17 protein-coding genes, 1 tRNA gene and 4 pseudogenes are annotated in these 21916 nt (G+C 52.9%); 8 read left to right on the forward strand and 14 right to left on the reverse strand.

Annotated elements, in window-relative coordinates:
* The first annotated feature begins 382 nt into the window (after window positions 1–382).
* Window positions 383–607, forward strand: a complete 225-nt coding sequence (locus tag BMX59_RS11875) for a DUF2790 domain-containing protein (RefSeq protein ID WP_093121538.1) — start codon at window positions 383–385, stop codon at window positions 605–607.
* 53 nt (window positions 608–660) lie between these two features.
* Here the strand turns inward: BMX59_RS11875 and BMX59_RS11880 are convergent, their stop codons facing one another.
* Window positions 661–1068 (reverse strand): hypothetical protein, encoded by a 408-nt coding sequence (locus BMX59_RS11880; RefSeq protein WP_093121541.1) that lies wholly within the window; start codon window positions 1066–1068, stop codon window positions 661–663.
* Window positions 1069–1252: 184 nt separating this feature from the next.
* Here BMX59_RS11880 and BMX59_RS11885 point away from each other — a divergent pair.
* From BMX59_RS11885 to BMX59_RS30725, 4 genes are all read left to right on the forward strand, one after another.
* Window positions 1253–1328, forward strand: a tRNA-Thr gene (locus tag BMX59_RS11885).
* A gap of 172 nt (window positions 1329–1500) precedes the next feature.
* On the forward strand, window positions 1501–2823 hold the full coding sequence (locus tag BMX59_RS11890; protein WP_093121545.1) for a tyrosine-type recombinase/integrase: 1323 nt from the start codon (window positions 1501–1503) through the stop codon (window positions 2821–2823).
* A 912-nt stretch (window positions 2824–3735) separates the two neighbouring features.
* Window positions 3736–4716: an integrase domain-containing protein gene (locus BMX59_RS11900; protein WP_093121552.1), complete on the forward strand. Its 981-nt coding sequence runs from the start codon at window positions 3736–3738 to the stop codon at window positions 4714–4716.
* Complete coding sequence (locus BMX59_RS30725) at window positions 4713–4988, forward strand: hypothetical protein (RefSeq protein ID WP_093121556.1); 276 nt, start codon at window positions 4713–4715, stop codon at window positions 4986–4988. The genes BMX59_RS11900 and BMX59_RS30725 overlap by 4 nt, the downstream gene beginning before the upstream one ends.
* A 53-nt stretch (window positions 4989–5041) precedes the next feature.
* Here the strand turns inward: BMX59_RS30725 and BMX59_RS30105 are convergent, their stop codons facing one another.
* The 4 genes from BMX59_RS30105 to BMX59_RS11920 are packed head-to-tail and all read right to left on the reverse strand — an operon-like array spanning window position 5042 to window position 10617.
* Window positions 5042–6097 carry a hypothetical protein gene (locus BMX59_RS30105; RefSeq protein WP_139212866.1) on the reverse strand — a complete coding sequence of 352 codons (1056 nt, stop codon included), beginning with the start codon at window positions 6095–6097 and terminating at the stop codon, window positions 5042–5044.
* 7 nt (window positions 6098–6104) lie between these two features.
* On the reverse strand, window positions 6105–7754 hold the full coding sequence (locus BMX59_RS11910; protein ID WP_093121560.1) for a restriction system-associated AAA family ATPase: 1650 nt from the start codon (window positions 7752–7754) through the stop codon (window positions 6105–6107).
* Window positions 7751–9307 carry a restriction endonuclease subunit S gene (locus BMX59_RS11915; RefSeq protein ID WP_093121563.1) on the reverse strand — a complete coding sequence of 519 codons (1557 nt, stop codon included), beginning with the start codon at window positions 9305–9307 and terminating at the stop codon, window positions 7751–7753. Before BMX59_RS11915 ends, BMX59_RS11910 begins: the two co-directional genes overlap by 4 nt.
* Window positions 9304–10617, reverse strand: coding sequence for an HsdM family class I SAM-dependent methyltransferase (locus BMX59_RS11920; RefSeq protein ID WP_218189804.1), 1314 nt, complete (start codon window positions 10615–10617; stop codon window positions 9304–9306). Before BMX59_RS11920 ends, BMX59_RS11915 begins: the two co-directional genes overlap by 4 nt.
* A gap of 1095 nt (window positions 10618–11712) precedes the next feature.
* On the opposite strand from BMX59_RS11920, the gene BMX59_RS11925 reads away from it, so the two are divergent.
* The gene (locus tag BMX59_RS11925; RefSeq protein WP_069075042.1) at window positions 11713–12702 is read left to right on the forward strand and encodes an Abi family protein; all 990 of its coding nucleotides are present in this window, start codon (window positions 11713–11715) and stop codon (window positions 12700–12702) included.
* A 182-nt stretch (window positions 12703–12884) separates the two neighbouring features.
* Here the strand turns inward: BMX59_RS11925 and BMX59_RS31070 are convergent, their stop codons facing one another.
* On the reverse strand, window positions 12885–13052 hold the full coding sequence (locus tag BMX59_RS31070) for a hypothetical protein (RefSeq protein WP_371914371.1): 168 nt from the start codon (window positions 13050–13052) through the stop codon (window positions 12885–12887).
* Window positions 13053–13097: 45 nt separating this feature from the next.
* Window positions 13098–13262, reverse strand: a pseudogene (locus BMX59_RS31075) (ankyrin repeat domain-containing protein); the annotation flags it as partial.
* Window positions 13263–13352: 90 nt separating this feature from the next.
* Here BMX59_RS31075 and BMX59_RS30730 point away from each other — a divergent pair.
* A pseudogene (locus BMX59_RS30730) lies at window positions 13353–13451 on the forward strand (fructose-bisphosphate aldolase); the annotation flags it as partial.
* Between the two features lie 126 nt (window positions 13452–13577).
* Here the strand turns inward: BMX59_RS30730 and BMX59_RS30110 are convergent.
* The 3 genes and pseudogenes from BMX59_RS30110 to BMX59_RS30455 form a co-directional block, all read right to left on the reverse strand.
* Window positions 13578–13940 (reverse strand): hypothetical protein, encoded by a 363-nt coding sequence (locus BMX59_RS30110; protein ID WP_139212867.1) that lies wholly within the window; start codon window positions 13938–13940, stop codon window positions 13578–13580.
* Window positions 13941–14301: 361 nt separating this feature from the next.
* A pseudogene (locus tag BMX59_RS11935) lies at window positions 14302–15147 on the reverse strand (phage portal protein).
* A pseudogene (locus BMX59_RS30455) lies at window positions 15059–15602 on the reverse strand (terminase); the annotation flags it as partial. The pseudogenes BMX59_RS30455 and BMX59_RS11935, both read right to left, overlap by 89 nt.
* Window positions 15603–15898: 296 nt before the next feature.
* On the opposite strand from BMX59_RS30455, the gene BMX59_RS11945 reads away from it, so the two are divergent.
* Window positions 15899–16621, forward strand: coding sequence for a hypothetical protein (locus BMX59_RS11945; protein ID WP_071492453.1), 723 nt, complete (start codon window positions 15899–15901; stop codon window positions 16619–16621).
* 76 nt (window positions 16622–16697) lie between these two features.
* Here the strand turns inward: BMX59_RS11945 and pelG are convergent, their stop codons facing one another.
* From pelG to BMX59_RS11965, 4 genes are read right to left on the reverse strand one after another with little or no spacing between them, the layout of a single operon-like run.
* Window positions 16698–18068: an exopolysaccharide Pel transporter PelG gene (gene pelG / locus BMX59_RS11950; protein ID WP_092248456.1), complete on the reverse strand. Its 1371-nt coding sequence runs from the start codon at window positions 18066–18068 to the stop codon at window positions 16698–16700.
* Window positions 18069–19583: a GT4 family glycosyltransferase PelF gene (gene pelF / locus BMX59_RS11955; protein ID WP_093121583.1), complete on the reverse strand. Its 1515-nt coding sequence runs from the start codon at window positions 19581–19583 to the stop codon at window positions 18069–18071. It lies immediately after the preceding gene.
* Window positions 19573–20568: a HEAT repeat domain-containing protein gene (locus BMX59_RS11960; RefSeq protein ID WP_071492456.1), complete on the reverse strand. Its 996-nt coding sequence runs from the start codon at window positions 20566–20568 to the stop codon at window positions 19573–19575. The genes pelF and BMX59_RS11960 overlap by 11 nt, the downstream gene beginning before the upstream one ends.
* Window positions 20546–21913 carry a PelD GGDEF domain-containing protein gene (locus tag BMX59_RS11965; RefSeq protein ID WP_256572951.1) on the reverse strand — a complete coding sequence of 456 codons (1368 nt, stop codon included), beginning with the start codon at window positions 21911–21913 and terminating at the stop codon, window positions 20546–20548. Before BMX59_RS11965 ends, BMX59_RS11960 begins: the two co-directional genes overlap by 23 nt.
* Between the last annotated feature and the right edge of the window lie 3 nt (window positions 21914–21916).

Below are 21916 nucleotides of genomic sequence, written 5' to 3' on the forward strand. Positions count from 1 at the left end.
ATTCGCTGTAAGAACATCAACTTGCATCATTATTTCGCAAAAAAAGTTGGCCGAGTGGACAAAAACGGCACAAAACTGACATACGCTTCAACAGATTTTCAATTGCCCTACATTGTCTCGGAAATTTGCCTACAAGGAACCGCGATAAAACTGACGGTTTATATCGCGGCACAGAATACGGAAACCGCACCTGTATTCAAGGGAAAACCGGCTGAGCGGTCGATCCAAATGGTCCATAAAGCCACCGCCCGTGTATCGCTGTGTATGCAGTCACGGCCTCGCTACACAACGAAGCAAAACCCGCGCCGCATGACACAGTGCAGATACCTCCAGGGCGCTCAATAAGCCCACACCCACTTGTTGAACCCGGAGGATACTCACCATGAACTGGAACACCTTGATCGCCGTCAGCCTGCTGGCTTTTGCCGTCAACGCCCACGCCGACGTACAGCCCAAGCTGGATATCCAGCGCGTGCTGACCACTGTCGAAGACACAAACGGAGCGTGTGGGATCGTGAATGCGCACATGACCTACCTGGATTCCCACGGGCAGAAGCAGGTATTGGACTACAAAAAGTTCGCAGATAACTGCGCAGAAGGCAGTTGAGGCTTGCGCGAACCGGGCACCTGAGTGCCCGGTTTCGGAGCGTTTCTGAAGGCTTAGCGCACACGACGCTCGGTGAACGCGTAGTCATCCTGGCAATCGCTGGTCGGGTCCGACGCCACACTCACGTAATGCACCGTGTCTGCGTCCAGCAGCTTATAGGTGTACACATCCGGCGAACGCACGCCGTCGGTACGCAACTCATTCCTGCCATTGGCCGCCGACCACGAACCCTGCTCGGTCTGGATCACCTTGGTCTGCTGTGCATCGCGGTAGAAGGTAATCACAAAACGACCGTCGGGCTTGAGGGTGTTGGTCCACGACAGGAACTGACATTTACCGGTCTCGGTGCGCAGACCTTTCCAGGTGCCCACCAGCGCGGGATCGTTGCCAGGCTTGTTGGACGAACACGCGCCGAGCGCGGCAGTGAGGAGGATGAGGGACAGCGAGAGAGTCCGTTTCACGTGGGGCTTCCTTGGGTTTGGAGAAGATTTTTGCCGGGGTAGACCCTACGGTGGCAAGGGAGAAATCCTACACTCACCAGCTGGAAAAAGGGGCGAGCGTGGAAAAAGCGTGGGTTCTGCAAAAATAGTCAGAATTCAGGGGTTTACAGAACCTTGCCAATCGCTATAATCGTGGCCCTAACACGCCGGTATAGCTCAGTTGGTAGAGCAACTGACTTGTAATCAGTAGGTCCCGGGTTCGACTCCTGGTGCCGGCACCATACAAGGTTCCAGAGAAGGCTTTCAAAATCTCTGAAACCCCCGAAAAACCCGCCTTCTGGCGGGTTTTTTCGTTTTAGCGTTCCATCGGTTTCCGTCAGAAACTGGTGGATTCCAACCGTTTTAAGGGTAGAGTTTGGGATACAGGTCACTTCGATAAAAGGGAGTACCCTTATGTCGCGCACCACAGCTCCGCTCTCCGACGCAGCTTGCCGCTTGGCAAAACCTACAGACCGCGCCTACAAGCTTTTCGACGGCGACGGCCTCTACCTCCTAGTCCAACCCAATGGCCGAAAAGGCTGGCGGCTCCGTTACGTCAAACCTGACGGACGCGAAGGACTGACCTCGTTCGGCAACTACCCCGTCATTGGCCTCGCCGATGCGCGCCGCAAGCGCTTGGAAGTTAAGCGAATGCTGGCGGATGGCGTTGATCCTATAGAGACCAAGCACCAAGCCAAGGCGGAAGCCATAATCAAAGGCAGAACCTTTGAAAGCGTTGCGCTGGACTGGCACACGGAAATGTCGGCCAAGTGGGCACCAGGCCACTCCAAGACTGTGATGAGCCGCCTCAAAACCCACGTATTCCCGCTAATCGGCGCCCGCGCCATTGTCGACCTCGACACCCATGACCTCATGCAGCCCTTGGAAGCGATCAAGAAGCGCGGAACGATAGACGTTGCTTTAAGGGTACAAAACTACCTACAGAGCATCATGCGCGAGGCAAAACGCCTCCGACTTATCACCGCAAACCCTGCCTACGACCTCGAAGGCTTGATCAAAGCCCCGCGGGTGGTACATCGCCCCGCTCTACCCTTATCGCGACTGCCGGAACTGCAGGAGCGGATCGACACCTATAAAGGCCGCGCACTTACCCGTCTGACGGTGATGCTATCGCTACATGTGTTTGTACGATCCAGCGAGCTGCGTTTCGCCCGCTGGAGTGAGTTCGACCTCAAGCGCGGCGTCTGGGAAATCCCGGACACTCGGGCAGCGTTGGAGGGAGTACCCTTTTCCACAAGGGGTACGAAGATGGCAGGGGATATCCATCTTGTACCCTTATCGCCGCAAGCGGTGACGCTACTCGAACAAATCCATACGCTCACAGGTAAATTCGACTTGGTGTTTGCAGGCGATGCCAAGCCCTGGAAGCCCATGTCTGAAAACACGGTGAACAGCGCACTCAGAAAGATGGGCTACGACACCAAAACTGAAATCTGCGGCCATGGCTTTCGCTCAATGGCCTGTAGTGCGCTGATTGAATCTGGACTGTGGTCCGAGACCGCCATTGAAAGACAGATGAGCCACAAGGAACGCAACAACGTCCGCGCCGCTTACATTCACAAGGCAGAGTTCATCGAGGAGCGTAGGCTGATCATGAACTGGTGGAGCCGGTATCTGGAGGCCAACCGGCAGGAGCACGTCACTCCACATGAATTCGCGAACCAGACCGGAGCGAACGTTACTCGCCTAAAAGCAAAACGTGGCGCAACCGAGTAAGCGCTCGGTCTTCATATCTCAGTGATCCGCTTGTCCACGCGGGTCCATCCAAACAGGGCTGCAAAGCCGCCCTGCTTGGATGGACCTCACTAAAAAAAATATAAAGCCCACGCAACTGTCTGTGGAAAACCACTGATTTCCACCGGTGGATAATTTCATCCACAGCCGCAGAACTCCCGAAAATTCGAGCCTTGACCCAAATTATCCACAGGCGTAGAAAAGATCGGGCAAAGCGCTGTCGTTGACAGCAACCCAGGTAGCCAGAACCTTTAAGGCTACGCCACACCGTGGCGGTTCACCCAAAGTGCGATTAGCGTCCGGCGGCTCGCACGGTCACAGTGATGTGATGGATGCCTACTTTTATCAGTGTGCCCACTGCGGCAACTCATACTCTTTCATAGCTCCCCTGCAGCAACCTATCCGCTTGGCCATTTCATTGCGCCAACCTGCGCCCGTCTCTTTCTCCCGGAAAGAGACGGGCGCTCCTACCGCTGCTGCAGCCCAACTCGTACAAGGCTTTGCGGCATTCCCCCTCGTGACAATCGGCGTGACAAACACCGAAGCCACTAGCAACAGCGATGCAGATGATGGTGCCGCAGCCCAAGGAATGGACTGCACCTGACTGACAGTCAGGCATGCCCCAGTCATCGCTTCACTGCTTTTACCTGACTCAGGATCTCGCGGCGCCGGTCTCGTCAGCCAGCGCAGCCTCCACCCGCCCACTTTCTTAGAAGTGTTCAGGAGGCCAGATCATGAGATGCCCAAGCTCCCGGTCGTAAGGAGCCGTCAGTCCCGCGTTAATGGACAACCTCACAGGTCGCAGGGGCCTTGATCCCTGATAACACTCAACATTCTTGGCGGGATGACGTGGGGAAAGACTTCAAACGGTTTGGCTTCAAGAGGAGTTTGATCATGGCGTTGGTCGGTAAACGGGATGGGCGCAACTTTGGCTATGGTCGACAAATGAGCTATGCCGGGCCGCAAGCGCTGAAAGATATATTTGGCGGCGGACATTACGGCACGGTCAAGGCGCACAGTGATCGCTGGCAGGCGTTTGTTCGTTGGTGTCGGTCGGAGGATGGGCCGGGGTTTAACGATGCGCGCCAGATTGATCGGCAGACCTTGCTGGACTACGCCGGATATCTACGTCAGCAAGTTGAAAGAAGCGCTATAGGCATCGCCACCGCGCAAAACCGATTGTCCAGCGTGAACCGGACCATGGCTGCGCTTCGCGGTGATCAGTATGTGAGGGTCGTGAGTCCAGGCAAGGCGTTGGGAATGCGGCGCACCAGTGTTCGTCAATCGGTGCCGCAAGGCCAAGATCGCGAACATGTGAAACGGATCGTCGACATACTCTGCGAACACCAAATGCAACGCGCTGCCGCCATCGTGCACTTGGCGCGAGCCGCCGGAATGCGCTTGCGCGAGGCCATTTTGGCCGACCTTCCTCGACTGCAACGGGAAGTCGAGCAACTCGGGAGGATCAACATCCAGGACGGCACCAAAGGTGGCCGCTCGGGAGCCTCAGCCCCTCGGTGGATAACGGTGGATGAGCACATGCGCGACGCACTGGCATTCGCCCTTCAAGTCTCGCCTGATGGTAGCCGCAACTTGCTTGCAGCAAATGAAAGCTACCTCGATTTCCAACAGGTAATCGTTCGCCCCGCACGGGAGATTCTCCATACGCACAACCTCAAGGGCTTCCACGAACTGCGGGCAACCTATGCATGCGAACGCTATGAGCAAATTACCCAGCATCCTGCCCCCATCAACGGTGGCCGTTGCTACCAGCTCGACCGACACCTCGATCGGGAAGCACGAGCACAAATCAGCTATGAATTGGGGCACGGTCGTATCGACGTGGTATCGGCTTACATTGGTGGTCAAGCTTGAGCAAGTCATTCGATATGGAACTGTTTCTAGCGAGCGCCCTGACCGGGGCGCGCACCACACGTATACGTCACCTACGACAGGCAAAAGTGATTCAAGTAGCAATTTCTAATCGCTGGCACCGAGATAATCCATGGACTTGGCAACGAAAGCATCTCGACTGGTTTCTAAAACAGCACATGAACCAGCGCTCTGATTCAACGCGTTATTACTATTTGCTGACCATACATCTGCTGACTCTTCGATTAGGGCAATCGTGGCGATTCCACTACTGAATGACCCGCAGCAACTCACACAATGCCGTCATTCATAGTCCATCAAAAGGTAATCAAGGCAACCCGAACTCCTCCACAGCCCTAGTAAGTACCTTAATGAGCCGATCACCCTCCCCTCCAATAACTGAACAACGGTCCAACCAAAGCTCATATATAGCAAACTTAAGAAAAGAACCTGCTGCCATTTCTTCGCGGTGACCGTTTGCCAGTTCTTCTAGACGTTTAATAATGCCTTGGCGAGACAAGTCCGCGCTTTTACGGGTGCTCCGTCCAAAAAAACTAATACACGTCCGATGAAAACCGTCTAACTGCTCCGACCAGCGATTTTTTAATTGAAATACGGAATCCCAAGTTTCACATGCATCTGGGTCTGCTCCGACAATGGATATTTGCCAATCAGGAAGTGAGTATTTCCTAGCAAAGAGTGGACTAGACTTCACATGCACGACTGGAGGAGTATCCGTAAACGGATTAAAGCATCTGCGCCGCAGCCCGCCATTACTTCTTAATGTATCTTTAGCTTTTTTGTAACTTCGATTACAACTCATACCCATAGGCGAAAGGTTTTTTAAATTAGCGCTAGCAAATGGATATAAACTTTTTGGAATATAATGATCCCAATCTTCAACCTTCAGATTCGGACCATCTATAGACTCATAGCCACAAAAAGGACAAAGCTTTCCAGGAATTTTATCAAAGAAAATTTTATAACTTCTATTCCTTATGCCTATATTAGTCAATAACTCGAACACAGCATCGCCCATTTCCTGCAAACTGGGAATGATGTCTACAGGTAATAAATCTCGAGACACAGCAGCATGTTGACCAAGAAATAAGTCTTCAAGTCGACCCTGATCGGTAAGTGCTTGGCGGACCAACATTCGGTCAGCAGAGGCTAAATTTGAGTATGAGTCCAGCACGTTACATATTGCATCACGCGTTCGTGTCCGTTTATCAATCAAAGCAATTTTGTCTGCCGGAGCTAAATCCGTCCAAAATTCAGGTTGCAATTTTGCATCAATTTTATTGAAGCCGGAAAGCAGGGTATCATTAAGAAAAATATGAACCCAGTTTTCCTCTGCAGCTTCGATCGGTATTTGAAATAGCAATCTAACATCAACTCTCTTTTAAATTATCGAGATGATCAGCGAGCAGTATTTTTTCAACTGATGAACCCAGTTGTGTCAGCCCGTCTTCTATATCTTTCGTATTATTGGAGTTCATCAAGTCATCAATAAACCGTCGTGGCAACCCAGACAAAGGAGGAGAAATTTTGAAGCAACTTTCCAAAATCCCCTCATAGCTTGCTCCAAAAGTCTGTATATCAGGCCATCTAGGGCTAACTTTGTCATCATCATCACGTTCAAATATCAACACCTGTTCACGAGGCATGTCCGATGGTAAAAAAGGAGCATGCGTTGTAATAAGTACTTCTTGTGACGCCGATGGCGCCTCACTTGAGCGCTTTCCGGTATGCGTGGGAGTTTCAAGCAGCTTTGAAAGAAACTCTACGCGCCAGCGAGGATTGAAATGTGACTCAGGTTCATCTAGCAGGAATAGTACGTTCGGCTCGGATACCATTGCGAACATCCCAAGCATCTGTATCAGTTGATGTTCGCCATCTGAAAGCGATACGTAGTCTACCGGACTATTATCACTCTCTGATATTTGAGCACCAACAGAAGGATAAAACGTAACCTGTTCAAATCTAAAAACCTTATCTTGATCTGGAGGCTCAGGAAGCCGCGATGCAAAACGTCGGTTTTTGACGTCATTTTCAAATCTCTGACGTGCAGGTCTTGAAATTGCTAAATCATTAAGTAGAGCGAGTTTGTGTAGAGCACGATATAAATTAAAAGCAGACTTAAAGAAGCAACCAAAAGCCTTCCTTATTTCACAATCAACCCAAAGATCAAATATATATACTTCACGATCGGGCTCATAACTCCAAGTGGTAGAGCAGCGTTGTAGATTCTCAATGTATTCTTCTAGTTCTTTTGTAAGCAGTACCCCTTTGCGCGCTGAGCTTTTTCGAGCACTGGAACTCCCGGACCGCACCGGCTTATGTGCGAGTTGAATGACACAACGTACGCTGCGTAAATCTTTCAACTCTACCGAATTTAGAAGATAGTCTCTCTGCTCGTGGGTACCAAGCAAGAGATTTGCAACCAACACCTCTAAGTGTGTGCTGTAGTCAATCAGCATCAACCGAGGTTCTTTGGGGTCTATAGCCTTCTTGACATTACTTGGTAGAGCCTGAGTGTGCACCTCTTCGGCGTACTCAACACGACTCGCAAAGAAAGGTAAACTGAGAGTCTCGTTGTCGCCAGATGTATATGCAACAATTCGGCGTGGCAATAATTCGGCAGTGAGCGGCTCGCCAACGACGTGATCGTTCCAACTTTCTCCATCGAAAGATTTGACTTCTATAGGCGCTATGCCTTTTTCAGCCACAGCCCTGGAGACCTGAACAAGTAACGGAGCACTGTCTGATTTAGTATAAAGAAAGTACTGAATACTAAAGGCTGAATGAGGATCTAGCTCTCTGCGCTCTTCAAGCGGAGAGCAGGCATGCCAAGCGGCTTGAAAAAACTCAGCAATTAATTGAAGAAACTGAGATTTACCTGCTCCATTTGGTCCAATTAAACAGATCGGCTGGAATTTTCTTACATCCACCGACTCCGCATTCCTTAAGCTCAGATCTAGACCGTTAAGCAGCCCACCACTCCCCGCCGAACGCTCTATATTAACGCTCACCAACTTCATGAAATCACCTCTACAAATTTCATGACTTGGTTTTCTTGATCAAATTTTTGGCGAAAGCTACCTTTGCTGAGATGTTGAAATATAACCTCTTTTAATTCTTCGTAAGGGGCGGGGAGCTTTTCCCGAATTTGCTCGAAGGAGTATCCTTCCTCTGGCCAATCTTTAATAAGCGCAGAAAAAAGCTCAAACGTGGGTTTCATTAGTGTTTGTCTCGGCTTTCGCTTTTGAGGTTCATTAAGGAAACGCTGAAGGGAACTGACGAGCTCGGCAACTTCACCATCTGAAATTAGTGGCTCAACTAATCTACCGCTAAACGCCATTGAAAAGACAATCTGTTCAAACCTGTCCAACAAGCGTACTGCTCTCTCATACTTAGCCAGTGCTCTGCTAATACGAGAATTTATGCTATCCAGCTTAGAAATTACAGCAAGCTGTTCTTCAACAGAAGGTATATCTATAGTGACTGAAGATATTATCTGAGTTGAGATCTTCCATATACCGGCTGTTGTTCTGCTCTGCTCTTCAAGACCTAATCGAATTATCGACGAGTTCCATATCGAAACAAACCACTCTGGCTTTACCAAATCTTGATTGAGTCGGATTCTAAATGCGGTATCCGGAAAAATTGTCGCCTCTGACACTTCAGGAACAATAGCGGCCAAACCGACTAGCGACTTAGAACCACTTCCTCGACTTACTAGTATATCTCCCTTCCGGATCAGAAATCTTTCTGCCTTATCAGCATCGATTGGAAGATAACGAACATCATTTAGATCTACAACTCCAGACCGGAGTGCACTAAGGCGAAGTGCTCTGAACCCTGGAGGTAGTGACTGCCCCTTGATTGAAAGCCCTGTCCGCATAGGCTCAGCTATAATCTCTACAACTTTTTTACTTATCACCCTGTCCGAATCACTACTGGCCTCAGCCCCTGTATACAGGTGCCCGCTAACAGCTAAATCAGCTGCAGCACTACGCATGCGAAGTGACAATTCTGGAATTGAACTAAGCTCCAAACGCGAGCGAATCACCCTAGAGCGAAGTTCTTCTAACCGCGATACTATTCGCGCCTGCTCATCAGTTGATGGGAGTAGAATTTTGAAATCTTTTAGCCGTTCAAAATCTAAACTATCTACTGTTGTACCGGCCTTCGCCGAAAGCCCGAGAAGTTCAATTTGACGCCAGCGTATCTGCGCCGCAACAAATTTTGCATTAACACCCGGAGCTGGTATCAGCGCTTTTATATCCTGATTGATTGTAACCTCAACCGAAGTAACTGCTACAGGAACAGTATGTTGTAATATACCGCTCCGAGTAACTATTAGCAGCGAACCCTCGGGCAAAACTTTTGCTATCCCGACGTCCACAGCATGCGATGTAATTAGATCTTCACTAGAGTCTATTACCTCATGCTTCATATCTTTAGGAGAAACCCAGCATACTGTGCCATTGTGCCAAAATGCGGGATTTGATTTTTGTGGCGTTGAGCCACCCACCCAATGACCGAGTTCACGTAGTGTAACAAGAGCCCAGTTTGAAGGAACCGACATCATATCTTTTCAGTTCTTATAGAGGAACGCTGCCTTGTTAAGTCGGTCGAGAGATCCAAGTCTTCGGCCAGCGCAGTTATCTCCGTAAGAGCCGTACTAAGATGACCAACTATCGCAGCAAGTATATCTTCTGGATTTATAATGCTGTCCTCATCGCGGCTATCATCTTCTCTGAGCCAAGTTATGTCTAAATTATCCTCTCGATTGGAAATTTCTTCTCGAGTAAAATTCCTGGCGCGCAGATCATTTTTCGCTCTTTCGTTGTCACTCCGATCTTTCCCATTTGCATTATCACCGTAAAATTCAGCAAACGAGTCGAAATGATGCTTTGACAAGGGCACCGTTTTACCAAAAGCAGGCATATCTGTACGCAAGTCGTAAACCCAAACGGACTTGGTATTGTTCTCGCTATCGTATCCACGCTGAAAAAATAGGACGTTAGTTTTGACACCTTGGGCATAAAAAATACCCGAAGGTAATCGTAAAATAGTGTGAAGATTGCAGGTATCCAAGAGAAGTTTTCTGAGTGCACGGCCTCGTCCATCTTCGTATAGAATGCTGTCAGGGACAACAATAGCAGCTCTACCACCAGGCAGTAACGCATTGATGCAGTGTTCTACAAAAGGCAAAGCGAAACTCGATACTGTCGATGTAACGATTAGATCCTTCCGCGAGGGACGCCCTCCCGAAGGACCAAACGGTGGATTAGTGAGTATTAGATCTGACTTAGAAAGTTTTAAATGATCATCAGAAAGTGTATCACCTAAAAAAACGCTATCGCTATTGCTATTGTGCAGATATAAATTCATCCGAAGCAGTCTGTAAGTGTCACGAACATTTTCAATGCCAGTTACAACGCAGTCTCCGCCTGAAAAAGCTCTCGCATGTTGTTGGGCTGCAACTAAAAACCCTCCAGTACCTGCTGCGGGATCTTGTACTACCTCTCCTACAGAAGGCTTCATCAATGCGACAATCACGTCAATAACAACTCGAGGAGTAAAATACTGCCCCGCGCCACGTTTCGTCTCTTCGGCGTTTTTCTCTAGCAACCCTTCGTAAATATCTCCAAAACTATCTCTATCTTTCGAGAACCATTTTATTGAATCAAGCTGTTCCAAAATACTAACGAGATTTTTTTCATCTCGGATGACCGTTTCGGCTTTTGTAAAGATATCAATAATTGAACGAGCCACATTGGAATTAAGGTTACCCAGCTTGTCCAAAGTCGCTCTGTATAACTTGAGTTTTTTCCCAGTAGGGGCGTCAACAATTTCCCGCCATCCATACCCAGCAGGTAGTGAAGCTTCGGACAATCCCGTCTCTTGAATCATCTTTAGGAATAACAGGTACGTCAACTCCGTCACGTACTGTTGGTAGGTTACTCCATCCTTCCGAAGGACAGCGCACATCCTCCATAGTCTATTCACTAGCCCTGCTGATGGATTCAACGTCTTTCCTCTGCTATCTACAAAAACTAAAAATGAGAGCTTCACATGCTTTAGACGTAATGAGGTCACCCTCAAATCCTCAGTCTATTATCGCAGGCTTTCCTCACCGGTTTCCACTCAGAGATTTTGACCTAAGACCGCTCCTAGGCTCTGTACGAAAACTGCCTACACGTCAATCAGGCTGCCATCGCACAGGCCCCGTCGCAAGGACGGAGCCTGTGGACGAGAGATCCGTCAGATTGCAAGGCTAGCCTCAGCCCCATTTAGCTTCCAAGGATAGACTAGGCTTTTGTGTGCTCGCAGAACGAGCAGGATGGTCTAGCCTGCCTCTAGATGGCGTAACGCCACCACAAAGCGAGCACCTATGCCGATCTAAAAAAATCTATCACCCTCAACTCGAAAGGATCTGGATCACTTTCGATTTATGCACGACAGCTCATGCCCACCAAGCGCCGAGCCGCCTAAACGGAAATAAATTCTCATATCAAAAAAAATGAACATGAAAACTTCCCCTCAAACGATCACACATACTCTTTGATATACTTAAGGGTAACTTTGGAGGTACATCCGATAAAAATCACAATAAAGTCTTTTAAAAACAATCAGATATTGTTTTATTCGACTCCTGGTGCCGCACCATATAAGACGAAGCCCTCACAGAAATGTGAGGGCTTTGTTGTTTCTGGCATTCAGAAATCCAACGCCTAAAAAGCACCCCGCCGCCGCCCTGTAGGAGTTGCCGAAGGCTGCGATCTTTTGATCTTCAGATTTCGCCCCCTATGCAAGTCCGGTTGCCCATCCAAATCTGCCTGCACACCTACCCGTTACAATTTCACTTCAGCATGAAGTTGACGACCTCCTCCAGCTACCTATAATGCACCCCAACACACCCGCCAAGCCTAGGTTGACCCAGTCAGCAAGCTCAAATCGTGCGGGTTTTTTTTGCCTGGAGAAAACTACATGAGGCCCTTCGATAAGCCGGCCCTCAGCGTAGAACAGCAATTGGAACTGCTAAAGCAACGAGGCCTGCACGTCGCCAACGATGATCGGGCCATGCGTTTTCTCGAAGTGGTCACGCTGTTTCGCCTGAGCCCCTATATGCGCCCCTTCCAGGAGCCAGACCCTGAACACACCTTCAAGCCCGGCAGCACCCTGAAAGCAGTTGTCGATATCTACCGCTTCGATGGTTCGTTGCGACGCATAACCATGGATGCCATCGAACGTGTCGAAGTCGCCATACGAGCGACTATAAGCAATCACATGTGCCCTAAATATGGGCCTGACTGGATAGCTGACGCGTCAGTCTTCTCCTCGTCATACGCGCATCTCGAGTTGTTGCGCCCCCTGCGGGAGCAATTGAATAAAGAGCGCAACAAACTCAGACGTGATATTGAGCGCATAAAAAACGGTCGACAGGCCGATGGGCTCCAGCAACAGCGGATCGAAAACCGCATGCGCGATAACTACTTCCGATACTACGGAGCGACCTATGCCCACCCTGAGCTGCCGCCCGCTTGGGCGATCCTGGAAGAACTCAGCCTTGGGACGGTATCTACCCTCTTCAGTGCCATAGGCAGAAGTGCCGATAAGAAAGCTATCGCCGCCAGATTCAATCTGCCCTTCGATGTATTGGCCTCCTGGCTACATACTCTGACTTTCATTCGAAATTGCTGCGCCCATCACTCACGGCTATGGAACCGAGAGCTCTCGATTCGACCAGCCTTACCCAATGAATGGGTCATCCAAAATGCACCTGCCAACCGGCCTCAGCCCAAGCAGCGGCTATACATCGTATTGACGATACTGGCCTATCTAACCGACTTGATCAGTCCAGACAGCCAATGGAAGCTTCGTCTGGCCGAAATCATGGATCAGCAGGAACTGGGTTATTTGAGACTCATGGGATTTCCAAATGACTGGAAAAATCAGCAGCAATGGTGTTTGGAATAAGGAAGCCAGAAACTGCAGGTATCGTCTCGACTATCCCCCCAACCTAAAAATCCGAAAATAAATCCGTCCCCTTTTCACTGCGGGCGGCAGCATTGAAGGCCTCGAGCGTAATTTGGTCGTAATTTTGGGACAGACCACGCTAAATTAGTCGTGAACTGTCCCCGATTTTCGTTTCACATCCCTTAACCACGATTTAAGTTATTGCTTATCATGCTAGCTATTTGACCTAGCTCATTTTCTTCAGCGCAACGCAAAGCGGCTTTATCTAGTGGCCCCACAAGACCTACATCTGCGCCGATATCAATCAAGAAAATGGCAACATCTTCATGCCTGTTTTCTATAGCAGCCATAAGGGGTGAGCCATTATATCCCCCGACGGATCCATTGATATTTGCACCTGCAAACACCAACTTCTCTACCAAATCGAGAAGTCCGTATCGACTAGCAAAATTTAATGCAGATCGCACCAAATTATTAACAACATTAACATCCGCACCGTACCGCAAAAACAAGTCAACTATTTCACGATCGCCATTTGCAACGCTTAACATAAAGGGAGTCCACCCATGCTGCTCCTTACGGGAAAATAGGGGTCAGAGCATGGTTTCAATAATGGTGGTCTGACCCCTGTTTCCCATACGCCCCTAGGCTGCTTCAGACATTATCAAGCCTTCGGCACTGCCGGTAATGCATCGAAGATTAAGTCGATATTGTCGGACGCGACGCACCAGCGTTACATAAAAGTTTGACTGGACGCTTAGGCCAACTAAAAAAATATAAACTACCGACATTAAAAAAACCGTCGCTCGACGGTTTTTTAATGAGAACTTAATAAATCTGGCTTAATACAGAAGTCCTAAATGGTTGCTTTGGGGTCAGACTTTTTGGAAGGTAATGTCGTATGTTTTGCCTACATTCGGCCCACCGCGCGCGACATAAACTTTACCGTCCAAGTTCCGGTAGCTCCTGTCAGGCGATGTCAAGGTGATAGTGAGTAGATTATTCTCGCCACCTTGAACTTCTGCTCGAAGATTAAAAAAAACAGGACTCTCGTCGGAAAGATTTTGATAGGTGAATGTTCCATCAACCTTGAAAGTAAGTCCATAATAGTTCAACTGGGCATTGGATATATTACCAGTCTGTGGGTCTGACGCGTAAATCATCAAGTCCGCCGCATTACGCTCGCCTGGATCATATACGGCTCCGGTATAAGTCCCATTTGGATTAACTTGCCCCATGATTTTCACCTCTTCTAGCAAGATCGTTAGTTTGCATATGAATCGTAAGTGTCATTTTTAAATGTCTCGCAAAAAAGACTAATGGGCTATGCATCCTTTGAAACCTGTTAGAACTACCAGTTTTTTATACCGATTCTGTTTGTCGGATATAGCTATTTTTTTGACAACCCATAAAAACCGAAGTATTAGAGCCTTGAGCTACCGGCAATGAAGATTTCATCGTTGTCGCGCTCAACACGATCATCAGCAACGCGCCACCCTTCTAGCGCTGGATGGGTCCTACGGTGCGCCTCGTAGATGGCGCCACGGTGACCATGCCAGACATGGCTAAAAGTCAATGTACGAATTAGATTCTAGAGCTCTAAACTATCGCCCAACCCATTCTACGATCCCTACGCATTCGTTCATTCACCTGCAAAAACAACTGCCTGATCGGCCGTATCTCGTTATTCATGTAAACCCGATCAATCTTCTCCACATCCCCAAACCCCGCCGCATTCTCCGGCATGCACCCCGCCAGCGCCGGGTTCATCCGCCACGCCGCAATCACGTCATTACGAGTGATATTCTTGATCCGCTCAAACTCATCCTTGGTCGCAATATCTCCCACCGGAATGATCTGAATCGCCTTGTCCCCTCCCCCCGGAATATTCACAAACAACGACCGAAAATTCCCCACGCCCTTGCTCGCCCCGATCTGCGCCTGCATCCGGTCCTCGTCCGCCTCCGACAAATTCGGATCATTGGTGTAGAAGATGAATCCCGCATGCGCCCCATTGTTGTAATACCGGCGCCGAAACAATGTGGCTGATTCGTTGAGCAACAGCGCATGCATGCAGCCCAGGTAGTCGGGCACACCGTAGATGTTCTGTTCCACGTCGTAGTCCATCACATGCTCTACCTGGTCCTCGTCAAACTCGATCTGCTTGCCACCCGGCATCAGCAGCACAAATCCGCCGCCGACCCTCCTGCGCATGTTCAACGCCGGCAGGTGTTCCAGCTCCAGCACCTACCCCAGCACATTGGTTTTACGCTGGAAGTACCCCTCGCCAAACACCATAAAATCTAACGCCGCCCGCCCCATGGTTCGCGCGCTGCACCCGGCCGAGGGGATGAAGTCACGCAGCAGAAGGTTGCGTTTGAAGCGCGGGATGGTGCCGTGGTGGGCGTCGGCGCGTAGCAGTTTGGCCAGCCCCGTGCGGGACACGGGCGGGGTGTAGAGTTGGCCGTCGTCGCTGGCGAACACGCCCATGTACTCCCCCAGGTGGCCGGTCAGTACCGATTCGGGCGCGCCGAAGCTGAATGTTTTTACCTTGCGCAGAGTGGCCGGGGGTCTGGGATCGCTCATGGGTGCCTTCGAGGGTGGACCAGCGGCTGCGCCGCTTTTTGTGGACGTTGAGGGCTTCGTGGGCCAGGGCGTGCATCACCGCCCAGGCGATGTCGGCGTGGCCGGTGGCGTCGGTACGGGAGGCGCTGTAGGTGATCTGTCCGCTGGTGGTGGCGCCGCGCTTTATGGTCAGGAAGGCGGCGGCGATGTCGTTCCAGCTGGCGTCCCATTCGATGCGACGGCCCTGGATCGTGTCCTGGGCTTTGAGTAGTTTCCAGGCTTTAATGGATCGGCCTCGCATGCGGGAAGAAGTCGCGCACAAGGTCGAATACGCCGAGCGCAGGGGCCGCTTCAGGGTTCAATCGGGTGCTTTGCACTTTTTGACGGGGCCACATATCTCAGTCGCATCTTCAAGCATCTCGCTGCTCTCGACACCCGCCTGATGGTTTTTTATCGCTCCATATAAAGCGCCATCCGGTGGCATACCCGCACAACCGCTATCGCCCAGGCAATAGCGGTAACGTTTATCAGCCACGCCTGATTGATTTGTCATTACCATGACACCACCGCAGCCGGCCTCAATTCAGGTGTAAACCATCGGTTGGGACACTTCAATCAAGGGAGAAAACGCATGGACGTATCCACGCTGGATAACGCAAACCTACGTGAGAAACTGGGTCATATTTACGAGAATGAACACCCACTATGGGCACCACTGTTCCTGATTCTTAACGCAAGTGGGCTCGGGATTGTTGACCGTTATCTGTCAAAAAAGGCAGTGGACTTCGAGCTCCGGCAAATCCGCCTGCTCCTTGCCGAGCTTGAAAAATATTCGCTAGGCACCACCCCCTCGGATTCACCAGACCTCATCCCCGCGTTACGAATCTCACTCAACGCGCTCAATGAGTCACGGAGCGAGGAGAAAGTCCGCGTTTTCGCCTCGATTCTGGCCAATATCTGGCACCAGAAAACCAGTAACTGGGACGCAACCTCTCAAACCTTGCGTCTGGTGCGCGACCTGGAAGATGTTCATTTCCTGGTGCTTTCAGAAGCAAACAAGCTCAACGTAGAACAACCCGGTAAAGGTATGTTTTCGGTGGGAAGGAAACTGTCACTCGCCACAAGTGCAATTGAAGACCTACTGCCGAGCGATCTGGACCCCATGCTGATTGCCTCTTGTGTGTCAGATCTCATTTCAAAGGGGTTGCTCAACGACTCGTTCATCAGCAACAACGCACTTGAGGGCAATGTTGAGTTCTCTGCCACAAACGCGCCCGTGACTTACTCAATATCTGACCTGGGCGTCTGGCTCATTGAACAGATAACCCCCACGCCTGCTGCAAGCGCCAGCTAAGCCAAACCGCCCTCCTCCAACAAAAAAGGCACTTGCCGCGAACGCCAAGTGCCTTCTCACACCACCTGAAACCCAATCACCGCGCCAACATAAACGTCTCATACTCCAGATCTTCCAGCGCCGACGACAACCGCGCCAGCCCCAGCAATACGCACACCAGCAACGACAACGTAAACCCGTAGCCGAAGAAACTGGGCCCCAGGTGCATGCTGAGCAGGGTCAGGGCTGCGTTGAGTACGGCAAACAGTACGCACAGTTCCAGGACCACGCGGCGTTTGTCGAGGTAGAAGAACACGTTGAGCAACGCCATGAAGACCACCTGGATGCTCACGCCGATCAAGTCGATGTAGAACAGTGGCAGGTAGTAGCTGGAGATGCCGATCCATTCCAGCAGGCGCGGGGCGAAGAGGAACAGCAGCACCACGGTCAGGCCTTGGACTTTGCAGATTTCCAGCAGGCCCTGGCGGATGGAGAGGGTCATCTCGGTTTTCAGCGAGCCGATGTGCTGCAAGGTCTCGCCATCGCGGATGGCACGGAACAAGCGGTCGTACCACTCGGCAAAGTCGGTCTCGATACGCACCAGGAACACGGCCATGCCGGGGATGATCGCCAAGTAAGCGATGAAGATCGGCATGTCGTACAGGATCGAGGCGCGCAGCGGGCCTATGACTTCGTTGGAAGTGCCTGGGTTGAACCAGAACAGGATTTTGTCGACCCAGATGCCGAAGTTGTAGAAGAACCCGGTCACCAGCAGGCTGAGGAACACGTTGCGACGATTGAGAAAATCAAACGCAATCATTTTCTCGGCACGGTACTCGCGCAGGATGTCGTACAGGTACAGGAACAACAGGCTGCCGTGCCCGATCAACAGCGCCAGCAACAAGCCGGGCATCTTCAGGAAACTCAGCAGGTAGGCGCACGCGACCATCAGCGAGTAACCCACTACCATTACCAGCAGGATGCGGTTGTATTTCTTCATCCCCGAGAGAAAGATGATCACCAGCCACAGGTTGCACAGCACCACGAAGTTCGACAGCACCAGCACGCGGTAGACCAGCGGTTGATCGAACAGCAGCGCCAGCACGATAACCCCCAGCACCCCGGCACCGACCGTCACCATCAACAATATGCCCAGCAGGTTGGGCAGAATCTGCTCGTAGTTGTGCTCGAACAACTGGTCGGACACGAAGCGGGTGAAGAACAACTGCAGGCCACCGGTCAGGATCAATGAGCTGGCCATCAGGTACGTCACCGTGACCAGAAACTGCCCCACCAATGAGTTGGGCAACAGCAGGCCCAGGCTGATGATGCCCACCAGCATTACGCTGATGATCGACAGCACCCACGGGCCGGAGCTGATCAGGCCTGCATACACATAGGCGTGCAAGGTGGCGGTGTATGAGTCGCGCGAGAGGATCTTGCGCAGTTCGAAGCCAATACCGGCCATTTAACTATTCTCCATGGCGGCCTGGTACAGGTCGCGGTAGCGCTGCAGCATCAGGGCTTCGGTGTAGTAACGGTTGACCCGCAGCAAGCCGGCGGCCTGTGCAGCCTGCCAGCGCTCGGGGCTGCGCAGCAGTTCCAGGATCGCGGCGGACGTCGCCTGTGGGTCGGCAATCGCCACCACCTTGCCCGCCACGCCCAGATCGCGGTCTTCGGCGCTGCCGCCTTCGATCAGTTCGCGGCATGAGCCGACGTCGCTGCTGACGACCGGCGTACCGGCAGCCCAGGCTTCGAGGATCACCAAGGGTTGTGCTTCGCTGATCGAGGTCAGCACCATCAGGCCAAGCTTGGGCAAGATGTCCTGGATGCGCTGGAAACCCAGGAAGTGCACTTTGCCTTCAAGCCCCAGGCTCGCCATCAAGCTGCGGCATTCGCTTACGTATTCCGGGTCTTCTTCCTCGGGGCCGACAATCCAGCCTTCGGCATGCGGCATGGCGCTGATCACGCCGCGCATGGCACGCAGGAACGTTTTCACGTCCTTGATCGGCACCACGCGCCCGATCAACCCGACCACCGGTGCAATGCCCGGCTCACGGGTTTCCATGGCGCGGGACCACTGCGACAGGTCGATGCCATTGGCGATCAGCGCCGTGCGGCTCGGATCGGCACCGTCCTTGATCTGACGCTGACGGTTGCCGTCATACAAGGCAATGATCTTGTCGGCGCTGTTGTAGGCCAGTTGGCCGATCCGTTCGAAGTAGCGCACCCACAGGGTACGGATATACCCCGAGCCCCCGTCGAGGCTGCGGTTGAGCGCCTGCCCGGAGGTTTCGGCAATCCAGGTGGCCTGGGCCAGATCGATCTTGCGCTCCTTGGTATAAATACCGTGTTCGCTCAGCAGGTAAGTGCATTTCCAGCGGTGCTTGAGGATGCAGCCCAGCAGCCCGGCGTAACCGGTGGAAATCGAGTGCAGCACCCGCGCTGGCGGTATCTTGCGCGAGGCCTCGGCGAGCATCAGCAACGGCGACTGCAACGAACGCAGCGTCCAGAAATAGTTGACAAAAGACGGGTCGGCGCAGTGCTGGCGATAGCCTTCGCTGAGGGTTTCCCAACTGGCACGGCTGCGCAGTACATCATCCAGGGTCATATGGCCCTCGGCGATGCAATTGAGCAGGCGCTCACCCAGTTCCCGCTCGGGCGGGTCCGGGTGGTGCAAAAAGCGATACAGGTCGGCCAACTGCTGCGGGTCGGCATCGCGCGGCGTGCCACGGGTATCGGCGGGGTGCGTCGCGTCTTCGAGGAACACCTCTTCGATGTGCACCACGTTCACCGGCACTTCATAACGCCGCGAGGTGTACGCCGAGCGCTGACCACCGATGAACATCACCGAAAAAGTCAGCTCCGGCAGGCCGAGGATCATCTGGTGAATCCAGCTCGATACGCCGCCGCGCACGTAAGGCCAGGTGCCTTCCAGCAGCAGGCAGATGTCGGCCGTCGGGGTGGCTTCCTTATGATTCATTCCAGCTCCTCACCAACTCAGCAAAGGGTGGCCGCTGACGGGTTTCTTCCGGCAGCCTGGCGAGCAGCCCGGGGATTTCGTGATAGCGACCCGCTTCAAACGCCAGCTCGGCATGGAAAGGCAGTAATTGAGCCTCACCCAGACCGTTTCGCTCAGCCTCGTGCAAGAGGGCCTCGGCTCGCTCGTTTTCACCGCGCTCCAGGGCAATACGGCCGGCCAGCAGCAACAGCTCACCGCCCTCACCGGCCGCCAGACCTTGCTCGGCATGCTCGCTGGCCTGGTTCAGCACGTGCTCGAGCACACTGCCTTGGGCCAGGCCGAGGTAGGCCAATTCCCAATACCATCGCGCCAGCATGCTGTGCACCGGGCCGGCAGTTCGGGGGCTGACGCCGGCCAACTGTTCCAACGCCATCTGAATGTGCAGGTTGATGTCACTTTCCTGCTTGTCGAGCATCGAGTACGCCAGGAGACGCACGTCATCACTGGGGTCACCCAAGGCCAGCTTGAGGATGGGTACCGCGTCCTTGCCAGGCATGCGGCGAGTCGCCAGCAAAGCGGCCAGACGCTGATCGGGATCGGGCGCGTGGCGCAGCACGTCCTGCAAACCGCCATCGGCGAAAATCGGTGTGCGTGTCTGGGCCTGCGCACGGAACGGCAGGCTTGGGATCCCCACCGATCGCCACGCCTGCTGGTCGCGTTTACGCGGCAGGTACAGCGCCGGGAAGATCGACGCAACCACGCCCAGGGTGCCGATCACCGGCACAAAGAACGCCAGGCTGAAAATGAACAGTGGGCTCCACGGCAAAGGCGCCCGGTAGCGCGCCGGCAACAGCAACCATACGGCGCCGCACAGCATCAGGCAGGCCAAGCCATGGCTGAAGGTGAACACCAGCAGTTGGTGCATCTGCGGCGCATCGAGCCACAGACTGGCCCAACTGCCCGCCTCCAGCAGCACGGCGCCGCTAAACAGCCACTTGCTGATCATTCAGGCCACATTCGTTGTAAAGGAAGTTACGCAGCCCGTTGCGATCACAGCCAGGCTCCAGGTTGAAAGGCATGGCCCGCACACCCAGGCTGTCCAGGTCCGTGTCGATACCAAAGTGCTCGTGCAACAGCATGCCAATCCGCGCCAGGTAGCCTTCGGTACCTTCCGGGCTGGTCAACGGCAACAGCACCAGCAGCAGGCGATGTTCGCGGTTGTTGCGCACCGCCAGGTGCAAGTCCAGGCCACGTTGGCTGCGCTCCATCAGACGCGACAGTTCCTCGTTGGCGCGCGTCATCTCGAACGCGAACAACCCGGCGGGCAATGTGTGCTGTTCCACATCCACCAACGACCGCTTGAGCTGCAACGAAAATTGCTGGGCGTGCGCATCGGGCAGGCTCAGCACTTGCGGATCGCGGCGCAACAGGTCGGCAATGTGGCCGGCCAGCAGCGACAAGAGGCTCAAGGTGCGGTCCTGGAACGCAAAGAACGGCATTTGCCGAACCGCCAGGATAGCCAGCAAGCGGCCTTCGGCATCGATCAACGGGATGCAGGCCTGCAGCGCGGAAAACTGCGCGGCGTTACCGGCGTCGATCAGTTCCTGGCGTACGCTCACCAGTTCGCCGCGCTCCAGGCATAGCCGGATCAAACCGTCATCGGTTTGCAGCGGCCCCATCACGCCGATCATCGCCAAGGCCTGGGGCAGTAGGTTTTTCTCGCTGTCGTCGACGCGGTACAAACCTGCCACGCGTAATGCACCGTATTGGCCGAGCATCGCCACGATCGGCTCGGCCAGCTCGCTCAATGCGTCGCCTTCGACCGGCATGCCGCGCAGTTTTTCACGCAGGCCCAGCAACGAGCTGCGCAGGCTCTGGTCACTGCCGGCCACGCGCTGCTCCAGCAGGTCATGGGACACCCGCAGGATCTGGTGGGCACGGGTGAATTCGTCGAGGCGGTACTGACGGTATTCGTTAGCCATCTGCAGACGCTCCAGGCGGCGCACCCACAGGTCGCGAACCTCACCCACCAGCATCCCGCACACCAGCACACCGACGATGAACGAGGGCTCAAGCTGGGTATAACCTGCATGCCCGGTGTAGCGCAGGGCAAACAGCGCCGCCACCAGCAGCACGGCGCTGAACAGGCCGCGCACAAAACCGTAACGCACACCCAACAGCAGTGGCGCCAGGATTGGCCAGGGGAAACCACCGTGCATTTGCAACGGGTCTTCGGGAGTCAGCCAGAAGCCGAGGCCAATGGCCAAGCCCGTTACCAGGAGTGTTTCCAGCCAAGACACCGGCCCGCTGGCGCGAGGCGCCAGGCTGTAATCCATGTGTGGAGAATTCATTGC

It is taken from the genome of Pseudomonas sp. NFR09 (assembly GCF_900111535.1).
Taxonomy (GTDB): domain Bacteria; phylum Pseudomonadota; class Gammaproteobacteria; order Pseudomonadales; family Pseudomonadaceae; genus Aquipseudomonas; species Aquipseudomonas extremorientalis.

Bases quoted from the DNA above. Each gene is read 5' to 3' on its own strand.
- BMX59_RS30110 (WP_139212867.1), bottom strand. From the start codon at position 13,940: ATGGGGCAAGTTAATCCAAATGGGACTTATACCGGAGCCGTATATGAT.
- BMX59_RS11890 (WP_093121545.1), top strand. From the start codon at position 1,501: ATGTCGCGCACCACAGCTCCGCTCTCCGACGCAGCTTGCCGCTTGGCA.
- pelF (WP_093121583.1), bottom strand. From the start codon at position 19,583: ATGAATCATAAGGAAGCCACCCCGACGGCCGACATCTGCCTGCTGCTG.
- BMX59_RS31070 (WP_371914371.1), bottom strand. From the start codon at position 13,052: ATGGCTGCTATAGAAAACAGGCATGAAGATGTTGCCATTTTCTTGATT.
- BMX59_RS11900 (WP_093121552.1), top strand. From the start codon at position 3,736: ATGGCGTTGGTCGGTAAACGGGATGGGCGCAACTTTGGCTATGGTCGA.
- BMX59_RS11910 (WP_093121560.1), bottom strand. From the start codon at position 7,754: ATGAAGTTGGTGAGCGTTAATATAGAGCGTTCGGCGGGGAGTGGTGGG.
- pelG (WP_092248456.1), bottom strand. From the start codon at position 18,068: ATGGCCGGTATTGGCTTCGAACTGCGCAAGATCCTCTCGCGCGACTCA.
- BMX59_RS11945 (WP_071492453.1), top strand. From the start codon at position 15,899: ATGGACGTATCCACGCTGGATAACGCAAACCTACGTGAGAAACTGGGT.
- BMX59_RS11875 (WP_093121538.1), top strand. From the start codon at position 383: ATGAACTGGAACACCTTGATCGCCGTCAGCCTGCTGGCTTTTGCCGTC.
- BMX59_RS11915 (WP_093121563.1), bottom strand. From the start codon at position 9,307: ATGATGTCGGTTCCTTCAAACTGGGCTCTTGTTACACTACGTGAACTC.
- BMX59_RS11925 (WP_069075042.1), top strand. From the start codon at position 11,713: ATGAGGCCCTTCGATAAGCCGGCCCTCAGCGTAGAACAGCAATTGGAA.
- BMX59_RS11965 (WP_256572951.1), bottom strand. From the start codon at position 21,913: ATGAATTCTCCACACATGGATTACAGCCTGGCGCCTCGCGCCAGCGGG.
- BMX59_RS11960 (WP_071492456.1), bottom strand. From the start codon at position 20,568: ATGATCAGCAAGTGGCTGTTTAGCGGCGCCGTGCTGCTGGAGGCGGGC.